Source organism: Bacillus sp. JJ1474 (assembly GCF_036965225.1).
Taxonomy (GTDB): domain Bacteria; phylum Bacillota; class Bacilli; order Bacillales; family Cytobacillaceae; genus Cytobacillus.
The window spans coordinates 6,820-18,636 of sequence record NZ_JBALPC010000223.1; the positions used below are offsets into that span (position 1 = coordinate 6,820).

Consider the following 11,817-nt stretch of genomic DNA (forward strand, 5'->3'; position numbering starts at 1 on the left):
ACAGGAAACGTGGGAAAACAGAAAACCTGTCCAATAAATGACTTCTCCAAAAGACAAACTAAGTAAATTAGAAAACTGCATAAAGGAAAACCTTAACAAAAAGTAACTCTGTTTTAATTTTCCTGTAACAATAGTGAAATAAAAATCAGTTATTATAGATATAGAAATTGACCCCCTTTTAAAGATATAACCCTTTTAAGCACAGATACGTCTGTGCTCTTTTTTTTTGTTAAAATCATGTTTTCTTCCATATGTTGAAACTTTCAATTCGTTGTTACCGTATAACAAAAATAGTATAATGAAGTGACATATGCTGATGAAAGTAACCTGAGGAAGTCATAACGGAAAAAATGAGGTGAATAATGATGCAGCGAGTCACCAACTGTGTGTTAATTAAGGATAATCAAGTGCTGTTATTGCAAAAGCCGAGACGAGGCTGGTGGGTAGCTCCCGGCGGGAAGATGGAGCCGGGGGAATCGGTTCGGGACTCCTGCATTCGTGAATATAGAGAGGAAACAGGCATTTATTTACGTAACCCGAATATAAAGGGAATTTTCACCTTTATCATGAAAGAAGGAGACAGGGTTCTATCGGAATGGATGATGTTTACCTTTTTGGCAACGGAAGCAGATGGCTTGAATGTGGATGAGTCCGAAGAGGGGAAAATTCTTTGGCATCCGTTTGAGGAAATTAAGAACCTGCCAATGGCTGCAGGTGATAGCCATATTCTTGAATATATGATTCATGGAAAAGGTATTATTTACGGGACTTTCACCTATACACCAGATTTTGAGCTGATAAGCTATCGATTAGATCCAAGCTAAGTTAGAACGTGTCAGGGGGAAAAAGTATGAGTACGGGTGCTGTGAATGAAACTCAAATTGTGATAATTACAGGGATGTCAGGTGCAGGAAAAACGGTGGCAATCCAAAGCTTTGAGGATCTTGGTTTTTTCTGTGTTGACAATCTGCCGCCAACGCTGTTGCCAAAATTTCTTGAACTTATGAAGGATTCAGGGAATAAAATGAATAAGGTAGCGTTAGTCATGGACTTACGAGGGCGTGAATTTTTTGATCACCTGTTTAAAGCACTCGATGATCTTTCTGAAACCTCATGGGTAACCCCGCAAATTCTTTTTTTAGATGCGGATGATTCGACATTAGTGCGAAGGTATAAAGAAACTCGGAGATTTCACCCTCTTGCTCCTTCAGGATTGCCTCTAGAAGGAATTAAGCTTGAACGCAACCTATTGGAGGAGTTAAAAGGGAGAGCACAAATTATTTATAATACGACTCAGTTAAAGCCAAGGGAGCTTCGTGAAAAAATTCTAACGGAATTCTCTTTGAATAAAACAACGATGTTCACGGTAAATGTTATGTCATTTGGATTTAAACATGGAATTCCGATTGACGCTGATCTTGTTTTTGATGTTCGATTTCTGCCAAATCCTCATTATATTGATCATATGCGCCCGAAAACTGGGCTTGATGAAGAAGTATATAACTATGTTCATAAATGGACAGAAACGACTAAATTCCTTGAGAAGGTCACAGAGCTGCTAAGCTTTATGCTTCCTCATTATAAAAGAGAAGGGAAGGCTCAGCTCGTTATTGCGATAGGATGTACAGGTGGACAGCATCGTTCTGTCGCGTTAGCTGAGTACATTGCCAATTACTTTAAAGATGATTATCATACGCGAATTACGCATCGTGATATTCAGAGGAGAAAGGAAAATGGAAAATGAAGACGAACCGACAGCCGAGAGTCGTCATCATTGGCGGGGGGACTGGATTGCCTGTTCTGTTGCGGGGATTAAAGCAATATCCCGTTGATATCACTGCAATTGTGACAGTTGCCGATGATGGAGGAAGCTCTGGACGGCTTAGAAACGACTTGCATATTCCTCCTCCGGGTGATATTCGAAACGTACTGGCCGCGCTATCTGATGTAGAGCCGTTAATTGAGGAGATGTTTCAGCATCGTTTCACAACGTCAAATGAATTATCGGGACATTCTCTCGGGAATTTGATTTTGGCAGCTATGACTTCCATTACTGGAAACTTTGTTCATGCCATTCAGGAAATGAGCAAAGTTTTAAATGTAAGGGGCAAGGTATTGCCAGCAGCGAATCAAAGCGTTGTCTTGCATGCTGAAATGGAGGATGGGACTGTCGTTTCTGGCGAATCCAAAATCCCGTACTCTGGGAAAAAGATCAAAAAGGTATTCCTTACACCCAAACATATTAAACCTCTTCCTGAAACGATCTCAGCTATTAGGAAAGCGGATTTAATCATTATTGGGCCAGGCAGCTTATATACAAGTATTTTGCCGAATCTTCTCGTTCCTAAGCTTGGAGCTGAAGTTTGCCGTGCAAAAGCAAAAAAGGTATATATATGCAATTTAATGACACAGGCGGGAGAGACTTATAACTATTCTGCGGCCGATCATGTTCAGGCCATCTATGATCATATGAGCTGTGCTTTCATTAACACGATTCTTGTGAATAACGAGGATATTCCCTCTCAGGTTCGGGAGCGTTATAATGAAGAAAAGTCTCAGCCGGTCGTCTTTGATATAGATAGACTTCATGAGTTAGGGCTCGAAGTGATTCCAGGGGAAATTGTCAGCCTGAAAGACGGGGCTATTCGTCATGATACTAAAGAGGTGGCATCCATGCTATACTCTATGCTAATAGATGAAAAAGAAAAACATCATAAAAAATAATATTAGTGGTCAGCGCCTCTTGCGCTTTTCTAAGAATAGGGGTGAAGGAGTTGTCTTTCGCTTCAGAAACGAAAAAGGAATTAACAAATCTTGAAGTAAAGGATTGCTGTGGGAAGGCTGAATTATCAGCACTTATTCGGATGAACGGTTCCCTTTCCTTTTCTAACAGAAAGTTAATTGTCGATATTCAAACTGAAAATGCAGCGATTGCAAGAAGAATCTATATTTTGATTAAGAAGAATTTCCATGTCCAAGTCGAGCTTCTTGTACGAAAGAAGATGAGACTGAAGAAAAATAATGTGTACATTGTTAGATTGTCTGAACAAGCAAGTGAAATTCTAGATGAGTTGAAGATCCTTAGCGAAGGATTTGTCTTTACAAATAATATTTCTGAAGAGCTTATTAAAAAGAAATGTTGTAAGCGTTCTTACTTGCGAGGAGCTTTTTTAGCAGGGGGGTCGGTGAATAATCCGGAAACATCGTCCTATCACCTTGAAATTTTTTCACTTTATAAGGAACATAATGATTCTCTTTGTGAATTGATGAATACTTTTGGCCTAAATAGTAAAACACTAGAAAGAAAAAAAGGATTTATCACATACTTAAAGGAAGCTGAAAAAATTACAGATTTCTTGGGAGTTATCGGGGCTCACAACGCTCTACTTAGATTTGAAGATATTCGTATTGTGCGGGATATGCGTAATTCAGTTAATCGTCTCGTAAATTGTGAAACAGCGAACTTAAACAAAACCATTGGTGCCGCTTTAAGACAGGTGGAAAATATTCGGTTCATTGACGAAACTATAGGCCTTCATATTTTACCGGATAAATTAAGAGAAATTGCAGAGCTGCGTGTCGCGTATCAAGATGTTACATTAAAAGAACTTGGAGAAATGGTTTCTGGCGGCACAATCAGCAAGTCAGGCATCAATCACCGCTTAAGAAAAATAGATGAGATAGCAGATAAATTGAGAGCAGGAGAATCGATTTAATAATAATGAAGATTCTGTAGGGGAGGAAGAAGAGAAATGGTAGAAAAACAGGTAGAAGTAAGATTAAAAACAGGATTACAGGCAAGGCCTGCAGCACTTTTCGTTCAGGAAGCAAACCGGTTTTCATCAGATGTTTTCCTTGAAAAGGACGGTAAGAAGGTAAATGCGAAAAGCATCATGGGCTTAATGAGCCTAGCGGTTAGTTCAGGTACAGTCATTACATTAATTGTCGATGGCAAAGATGAAGCCCAAGCGATTGAAGAGCTTGCTGACTATATCCAACAAGAGCATTAATAAAAAACAACTCGCCATAAAAAATGCGAGTTGTTTTTTTGTTTTACTTATCCTTTTTCTCATCTAAACGAGTAATAATTTTATCCACGAGACCGTACTCAAGAGCTCTTTCAGCAGTCATGAAGTTGTCGCGGTCTGTATCTCGAGCGATCACTTCAAGCGGCTGGCCTGTGCGCTCTGAAAGAATCGTGTTTAGCTTGTCACGCAAGAATAAAATGCGTTTTGCAGCAATTTCGATTTCAGTTGCCTGACCTTGTGCTCCACCAAGTGGTTGGTGAATCATGACTTCACTATTTGGAAGAACGTAGCGCTTTCCTTTTTCACCCGCAGCAAGCAGGAAAGCACCCATAGAAGCTGCCATCCCGATACATACTGTTGAAACATCAGCTTTAATGTACTGCATAGTGTCATAAATCGCCATACCAGCTGTAATGCTTCCACCTGGGCTGTTAATGTATAGGGTAATATCCTTCTCAGGGTTTTCTGCTTCTAGGAATAGCAATTGAGCAACAATCGAGTTCGACACATGATCATCAATCGCGCTTCCAAGCATAATAATACGGTCTTTTAAAAGACGGGAATAAATATCATACGCACGCTCTCCCCTGTTTGTTTGTTCAATAACTGTAGGGATTAAGTTCATCTTTAAATTCCTCCTTAAAAGTAAGGTAAACATTCAAAGTCATATAGACGAAAGATGTTTTTCTTTATGTAATATTATGATACACTGATGGTCAATAAAGGTCAAACAATTCACTTTCATTACCGAAAGTTATCGTTCGACACCGTTTGCTCGAAAAATTCCCTCGTATCCATCATACCCGCTTCACCGTTTTTTAAACAAATAATGGCTTGCAAAGTTCCAAAAAATATCGTATAATATGTAATCGTAGCATAAAAAAAGGTGCATCAAAAATTAGGTCCATTCAAGCCCATTGTGCCTTACTATATTTCGATATGCCCTCGTGGTGCAACGGATAGCACGTGAGATTCCGGTTCTTAAGATGTGGGTTCGATTCCTGCCGAGGGCGTCATTAATACTTTTAAATTACCGATGCCTCTGCGCTTTTTTAAGCGTAGGGGCGTTTTTTATTTTCGGCTATTCTTCCGTTGAAAATACCACGCACAGCACCCCGAGATGCCCCTTGACTGACCTTCCGTAATATTTCTATGGAGGGCTTCTACATGAAACAACGGACAGCCGTCACCACTACGATCGCGCAACTAAAGAAAAGGCTCCTAAGGAGCAATTTGAAATAAAGTAATTGTGAAAAGACTGGGGATAACCGCAGTCTTTTTCACATCAAGTAAAACAAAACACTCGGCTTATCCCACTTCCGCATTTTGTTTTTAATTAATTTACACATTTCAACAACCAAAAAGGTGATTTTATAGTAGAATAGTATTATGTAAAAAGTACCATCAAAGGGAATGGCCTCCACATGGGCTGTTGCGAAGAATTTACTATACAAAGTTTATAAATAATAAGAGGTGTAAATATTGGAGTCGTTAAAGCTTCTATACCCAGCACAAAAGCTTGGTCAAATGGTCGATGGTGACAATATAAACATAATCCCGTTTGTAAATGACCAATTACTTGTTAGTGATCATTATGGCAATACTAAAGGTTTCATAGTGCCTGATATACATAATAATGGAGATTATTTGCTATACTCAGAAAATATGGATTTACTTGGGTCGACACTTTCAACAAAGGGGATGACAAATTTTTTAACACCAGGAGGAAACATTTCCTCAACCTTTATCGAGCAGATGGGCACTGAAATACAGGATGGAGTGGGTACATCATTTGTATTCGACAATGCGTACGATGGATTTGATGTGTATAACAATGCAATGCTGTTAACATCCTCCTCACAAGCGTTGGGTCCAAAGGTTTCAATAGTTCAAAATATAGATACAAATACTATTGCAAGTTTAGATGGATTAGAATTGTTAGATATAGATTTGGTTGATTCTTATTTAGATAGCTTTTTAACATTGTTTTAAAGGAGGAACTAGTTTTGTCTATCATTAAAGAGAGAAAGATAATTTTAGATGCTAGTTTGGCATTAGAACAATGTTCACCTATCTTAAAAGATGCTATGGTTTATACACTAAACCAAAATGTAGAGCAAATTGGTAAGTTGCTCACTCAACAATTCCAAGATTATATGAATGAAATTGCATCTTATGAGCCGAAGATTAAACAAGATGCTAAAAAACATTTAAAATCATACCTGCAGTTTGTGTCGCCAGCGAATTTTATTACGAATATTGATTCAATTTTTGATGATTACAAGCTGCAGGAAATAGAAAAAATCTACCGTCAAAGTTTTTATCGCCTGACTGCGAACTACACTCATGAAAATAGTGAACGATTCTTAGTTGATTCTAAGCATTTTCAGCAACTAGTGAACGAGATAAATGATTTAAAAGCTCCTATTGCAGAAAAAATAGCTCCTTACATAAATGCATATCAATCATATGTAAAAGAATTAAGCCAATCTCAAGATACGGCTATTGCTAGTTTAATTGGGGGTTTTGCAGCAACTGCAGTTGCCGGACCTCTTGCGGGAATTGTAACGAGACATTTTATCCGCTCAAATAATAGTAAAGATAAAAAGTTAGAACAATTCTTAAAGACTCAAGATGAGTTAATTTCTGTGATATTTGCACAAATAATGAAATTATTACGAAAAATAATCTTTCTGTTAGGTCAGATTTACGCTGGTCTCGCCACAAAGCTTCAAGAAGAGAGTCAAGCATTGAAACTTTCCTATCAAAAATTTGATAAAGAACAACAACTATTAATGTTGGATATATCGAATGCATTGGAGCGAAATATTAAGAATGCAACTGAAGATGTTTTTAGACAAATTCAAAAATGCACTTCTCAAAATGAATATGAGAAAGCAGAAGAACTTAGTCGGAAATTAGTTGGTTACTTTAGTCGCAATAAGCAAATTGCAAAAAAACTTACTCAAGGTATTTCATATGGAATGGCTTCTCAATTGATTCATTTCACTATTCTTGCGCAACAGATTTCAGCGATTACTGATGATAAACAAAAACATTTTTATTATACAAAGCTATTTACTTCCTTAACTCATGCACCGAAACATAAGCCAGTTGTTTATGGCATAAACATTGTGAAATTGGAAGATGCCGTAGAGAAATATATGCATCTTTCTGTAAAACTTAAAGAGCCTAAGTATGTTGCGACTGCTATCCAAGTGCTACAGAATTTTTTAGTGCGATTTCAACAGAATAATTTAGTTTATCGTGAAGATACGGAATATCTTCCGGCAACAGTAACTAAATATTGCGATAAGGATGCATCAATTCAATATAAGCCAATAAAGATTCAGTATCCAGAACAGATTATGGGTCTTTATGAATCATATGAATACGCGGTATTATATGAAAAGATTAGCAGTGGAGAAATTGATGATAATCCTAGTTCTATCAATGAAAAATATATGGAACAAATCGCTTATTATGATTTCCATATAACAGAGATAAATTTGTCAAATGGAACAGAAGATGATTACTATCGGTCCGCAATGTATCATCTGGAAGGAAAGCACACGAAACAAAATACAGAACTTGCATTGGAACGCTTAAAAATAGCTGCAACTTCAGGGCATGGCCAAGCAATTTTTCAGTTAATATCCTTAATTGAAGAAAATAAATTTAATGCAACTGAAAAAGAATATGTAGAGTTACATCTTCGATTGTATGATTCAGACTTCGCTTATAATGAGCACTTACTATACCGTATCGGAAAGTTTTATCAGGAAGGTTTTGGAGTTGAACAAAATTATGTAACGGCACTTAGCTGGTTGGAAAGAGCTGCTGCGATGAACCATGTATCATCAATGTTTGAGATAGGCTTACTGAATGAAACAGGGGTAATCGGTAAAAAAGATAAAAAAGAAGCTTTCATTTGGTATAAAAAAGCAGCTGAATTAGATGAACCGCGTGCTAAAGACAAGATTGAGCGAAAAACTAGAAAAACAGGGATTCTGGTATTTAGCACGTTAGTGCCTTTAATTATAGTGTTTTTAATATGGAATCAATTAAATAGTTCAAATGGTGGAACCCATACGACTTATTTTTCAAACGATACAAAAAAATATTCGAATAACATTGAAAAATACTCAGCGGATATTGATACAGTTGATTTCAATAAAGATGTTTCAAATGAAGAGGAAGAAGCGTTAGAAGAAACAATAATGATTAATTATTTAGAACCGAATAAGATAGGTGATAATGCATCTGGAATAGTTACTATACTAGAAGATACCATTGTCACTTTGTCAACAGGAGAAGAATTAGTCTTGGCTAAAGGAACTACTTGGGAGGTATTTGATCGTAGTTTTCAAAAGATTACAATTCAAGATGGAATTGTTTTAGAAGAAACAAATAATATTGCTTACGAACAACTAGTAGCTCCTTATAATCAAGATCATTCAATTTATGGGATGTCGGAATTACAAGTGAATTCAGGAAATGTAAAAGTAGTAGAAAACAAAACAACTGAAACTATTTACTACTTAGAACCTGGTAAATCCTATACATTAAAAAGTCTAACCATAGACGGATGGCTTCAAGTAGGTTTGAATGAATGGGTGAGATTTAATCCAAATGTTATGACTATAAAGTCTGACCATTTAAATATCTATAAAAGCGAAAATAATATTGGAGAAGCGAAACTTTTAACAGATCTTGTTCCGATTTATTATGATGATAATGGTGAAACGATAATTGGTTATTTTGTAAATGAAGATTCAGTTTCAGTAAATGCTCATCTTTCTTCAGGCTATTTGCGAGTAGGAGGTAATTATATACGTCTAGATGAGAATGTTGCATTTGATCGAACATATAATCAACAATTCTATAGTTCACGTGTTTATGGAGAAGTTGAAATATTAGCTGAAAATATAAATGTTTATCGAAGTGCTTCTTCTACAAGTAATATTGTCGGTGTTCTAAAGAAAGGGCAAAAATTAGATGTTCATTATATAACTAATGGTGGAGCATATTGTTTTACATCTCAACCCAATCATTGTATTACCAATAATGAAGAAAAAGTAAAATTTACTAAAATTCATAAATACCTTAAAAGTGAAGATGAGAATGCGATTGGCATTTATGACTCACCAAAAACTCATTATGTTAAATCATTCCCATCTGATCCAGGTCATCAAAGTGGCATGACAGAATGGCGTCACGATAATGAGGCTGTCCCATATGAAGTTTATGAAATTCGTGAGTTAACTAATTCTTTATGGTATCGTGTAGGTCCTGCACATTGGTTAATCCACTCTGATGAAGGTACGTTTAAGTCATTATAATGCTAAGAGAATCGAAGCATCCAAATGTCCGTTGAAGAAGGAAATTTCAGTGGTGTCGTTTTTCATCGTGAAAGTAGGGTTTTTTGTGGAAGTATTTTCGTTTTGGGATTGTAACGGGGATAATGGTAAGTTATTGTTGTGGCATATGAAAAGCACCTCCCTTAAATTGATATGTTGTTCATACCAGGAGGTGTATTTGTTTTATATGCGATGTTTGTATACGGGCTTACCGCAAACACAATATACACAAATTTTATACGTTGTCTCTACAAAACCTTATTAAATCAATGCTTTGACTGTTAGTTCGACCCATGCCGAGGGCGTTATTATCAAAAATGAGTTCCAATGTTTGATGGTTTTATTCAAACACAGGAACTTTTTTTGTTATAGAGAATTTCAGGCTGCCAACACTTCACAATGGAAATAAAATAAAAACGCTCACTATATATGGGGGATAAATACCCCCATGCAGTGAGCGTAGAATATTAGACGTACGGTCGTGTGAGAAGTCTATTCCTCTCTCGTTTCGAGCTTCTGAACACCTTTGTAGCCGTCTCTTTTTGTCGCTTTTTTTCCATGTAAGAATGTTATGGCTGGCGCTGCCAACATGCCTACAAGCATTAAGACTATTCCAATGTTCAATAGACTTGAGTTGCCTTGGGTGCCTCCCACATAGAGAAAAGGAAAGGAAACAATTGTAACAATAAATGCGATTGTTTGAAGACCTACTTTAGTTGCAAAAAAATCTCTCATGTTGAACTATCTCCTTCCTAAATAAACAGTGTAGTAATCGTTAGTATGATACCTATCAAAAGAGCAACACCTATCGCAATAGGCAAAATCTTTTTAAGGACGAGCCCTTCTTGACCGAGGATTCCTGCAGTTGTTGTACCAAGAATGATCTTACTTGGTGATAAAACTGATCCCATCGCACCGCCTGCAGTATGGGCCCCTAATATAGCTGCTTCATTTAAATGTAAAAGCGAGGAAGTCGCTTGTTGGAATCCTCCAAATAAAATATTGGAAGACATATTACTGCTCGTCATAAATGACCCGAGAACGCCAATTGCTGGTGCTAGGAATACATAAGTCTGACCCATAACTCCGGCTGTACCCATAGCAAGTTCAGTTGTTTGTCCAGTTCCACCCATGATTTTAGACATAATAATCAATGCGATTACTGCGATCGTGGAAGGAATCGTTTTTTCAATTGTTCTCCTAATAGCCCGTGTTCCTCCGCCTTTTTCAATTTTGCCTTTGCTCTTAAAAAAGACAAAACCGATGATAGCAGATAGAAGCAAGAATAACCCGGAATTCGTTAATGGCATGACAGGTGAAAATAGATCATAACCATGATTCACCATACCATAGCCGGTCGTTGTTTCAGGATAGCTTAGACCTAATTGCCACTGATTCAAAAATGTCTTTAAAGGACCGATAAGCAAAACAATCAGTGTAATAGCGGTTAATACATAAAAAGGGAAAAATGCTTGATTCATGGTAAGTGGATCTTTGGAGACATTTTCTTCTTTCTTGTTATCTCCTTCTTGACGAACCATTAGTTTACTATCTTGAATACTCCATGATTCTCTGTACATTTTCAGCTTGCCAATAAATAATATAGCAACCAGTGACAGTAATGATGGAATAAAAGCTGCTAATGCAGGATTCATTTGTGCTAAAATTGTTTGGCCTCCACCTTGAATTAAGGAAAGTATGATTACGGCCGGCAATCCTTTTTTAACAGCTGCCCAGCGGCCATAGACCCAGCTGATAGTGATACCAGTAGCGATATTAATAATCCAAATAAATAATGAAGCCCAGACAGCCGCTTCAATTACCGTTCCGCCTTGAATACCAGTTTGGGAAACTAATGCATCCCAAGCCACGGCTAATGTTCCGAACGTATTACCCCATGCCTGTCCTAATAAAGCAATGACCACAGCCCATAGGGGTCTTACACCAAGTCCAACTAATAATGGAGCACAAACGGCTATTGGTACTCCGAAACCAGTGATTCCTTGTAAAAAACTGGCGAACACCCAACCGATTGCCATAATTTGAAGAAGTTCATTAGACGTGAACTTTTTTAACCCATTCCGGATTGAATCAAATGCCTTTGCCTCACTAGTTACTTCATATATTAGAATGGCAGGCAAAATAATGACAATGACCGTTAATGAAGTCCATATACCTTTTGCACTTTCCAGTCCTAATAGCTGCAGATCTGATTTATAAAAAACGATGGAAATGATAAATGCAGCCAAGAGTCCAATAGGTGCAGCTTCTGCAGCCCCCCAATTGAACTTCACCATTAGTAAAATAAGTATTATTATAGGTATTGCAGCCATTAGCCACATCAAAATATTAACAGGTAGTTCCATATTCCGATTTCCTCCTTTATTACTACATCACTAAATATATATTTTTCTTATTTCATCTTCAAC

Annotated in this window: 10 protein-coding genes and 1 tRNA gene; 8 read left to right on the forward strand and 3 right to left on the reverse strand. The window is 37.1% G+C overall.

Annotated elements, in window-relative coordinates:
* The first annotated feature begins 365 nt into the window (after nt 1-365).
* The 5 genes from V7164_RS22615 to V7164_RS22635 are packed head-to-tail and all read left to right on the forward strand — an operon-like array spanning nt 366 to nt 4,010.
* Nucleotides 366-824, forward strand: coding sequence for an 8-oxo-dGTP diphosphatase (locus V7164_RS22615; RefSeq protein ID WP_335355290.1), 459 nt, complete (start codon nt 366-368; stop codon nt 822-824).
* Between the two features lie 26 nt (nt 825-850).
* Nucleotides 851-1,744 (forward strand): RNase adapter RapZ, encoded by an 894-nt coding sequence (gene rapZ / locus V7164_RS22620; RefSeq protein WP_335344052.1) that lies wholly within the window; start codon nt 851-853, stop codon nt 1,742-1,744.
* Nucleotides 1,741-2,724: a gluconeogenesis factor YvcK family protein gene (locus tag V7164_RS22625; protein WP_335344051.1), complete on the forward strand. Its 984-nt coding sequence runs from the start codon at nt 1,741-1,743 to the stop codon at nt 2,722-2,724. The genes rapZ and V7164_RS22625 overlap by 4 nt, the downstream gene beginning before the upstream one ends.
* A gap of 50 nt (nt 2,725-2,774) precedes the next feature.
* Nucleotides 2,775-3,716 carry a DNA-binding protein WhiA gene (whiA, locus tag V7164_RS22630; RefSeq protein WP_335344050.1) on the forward strand — a complete coding sequence of 314 codons (942 nt, stop codon included), beginning with the start codon at nt 2,775-2,777 and terminating at the stop codon, nt 3,714-3,716.
* A 36-nt stretch (nt 3,717-3,752) separates the two neighbouring features.
* A complete protein-coding gene (locus V7164_RS22635; RefSeq protein WP_335344049.1) occupies nt 3,753-4,010 on the forward strand; it encodes an HPr family phosphocarrier protein in 258 nt (85 codons plus the stop codon).
* Between the two features lie 43 nt (nt 4,011-4,053).
* On the opposite strand, the gene clpP is transcribed toward V7164_RS22635, so the two are convergent.
* The gene (gene clpP / locus V7164_RS22640; protein ID WP_335344048.1) at nt 4,054-4,653 is read right to left on the reverse strand and encodes an ATP-dependent Clp endopeptidase proteolytic subunit ClpP; all 600 of its coding nucleotides are present in this window, start codon (nt 4,651-4,653) and stop codon (nt 4,054-4,056) included.
* A 316-nt stretch (nt 4,654-4,969) separates the two neighbouring features.
* Between clpP and V7164_RS22645 the strand changes: the two genes are divergently transcribed.
* From V7164_RS22645 to V7164_RS22655, 3 genes are all read left to right on the forward strand, one after another.
* Nucleotides 4,970-5,041, forward strand: a tRNA-Arg gene (locus V7164_RS22645).
* Between the two features lie 469 nt (nt 5,042-5,510).
* Nucleotides 5,511-6,020, forward strand: a complete 510-nt coding sequence (locus V7164_RS22650) for a hypothetical protein (protein ID WP_335344047.1) — start codon at nt 5,511-5,513, stop codon at nt 6,018-6,020.
* Between the two features lie 14 nt (nt 6,021-6,034).
* Nucleotides 6,035-9,370 carry a tetratricopeptide repeat protein gene (locus V7164_RS22655; protein WP_335355289.1) on the forward strand — a complete coding sequence of 1,112 codons (3,336 nt, stop codon included), beginning with the start codon at nt 6,035-6,037 and terminating at the stop codon, nt 9,368-9,370.
* Between the two features lie 510 nt (nt 9,371-9,880).
* Here V7164_RS22655 and V7164_RS22660 read toward each other — a convergent pair.
* On the reverse strand, nt 9,881-10,123 hold the full coding sequence (locus V7164_RS22660; protein WP_335344045.1) for a hypothetical protein: 243 nt from the start codon (nt 10,121-10,123) through the stop codon (nt 9,881-9,883).
* 17 nt (nt 10,124-10,140) lie between these two features.
* Nucleotides 10,141-11,754 (reverse strand): L-lactate permease, encoded by a 1,614-nt coding sequence (locus V7164_RS22665; protein WP_335344044.1) that lies wholly within the window; start codon nt 11,752-11,754, stop codon nt 10,141-10,143.
* Nucleotides 11,755-11,817: the final 63 nt, after the last annotated feature.

Coding starts and splice junctions, on each gene's coding strand:
- V7164_RS22660 (WP_335344045.1), bottom strand. CDS start 10,123: ATGAGAGATTTTTTTGCAACTAAAGTAGGTCTTCAAACAATCGCATTT.
- V7164_RS22665 (WP_335344044.1), bottom strand. CDS start 11,754: ATGGAACTACCTGTTAATATTTTGATGTGGCTAATGGCTGCAATACCT.
- rapZ (WP_335344052.1), top strand. CDS start 851: ATGAGTACGGGTGCTGTGAATGAAACTCAAATTGTGATAATTACAGGG.
- V7164_RS22615 (WP_335355290.1), top strand. CDS start 366: ATGCAGCGAGTCACCAACTGTGTGTTAATTAAGGATAATCAAGTGCTG.
- clpP (WP_335344048.1), bottom strand. CDS start 4,653: ATGAACTTAATCCCTACAGTTATTGAACAAACAAACAGGGGAGAGCGT.
- V7164_RS22635 (WP_335344049.1), top strand. CDS start 3,753: ATGGTAGAAAAACAGGTAGAAGTAAGATTAAAAACAGGATTACAGGCA.
- V7164_RS22625 (WP_335344051.1), top strand. CDS start 1,741: ATGAAGACGAACCGACAGCCGAGAGTCGTCATCATTGGCGGGGGGACT.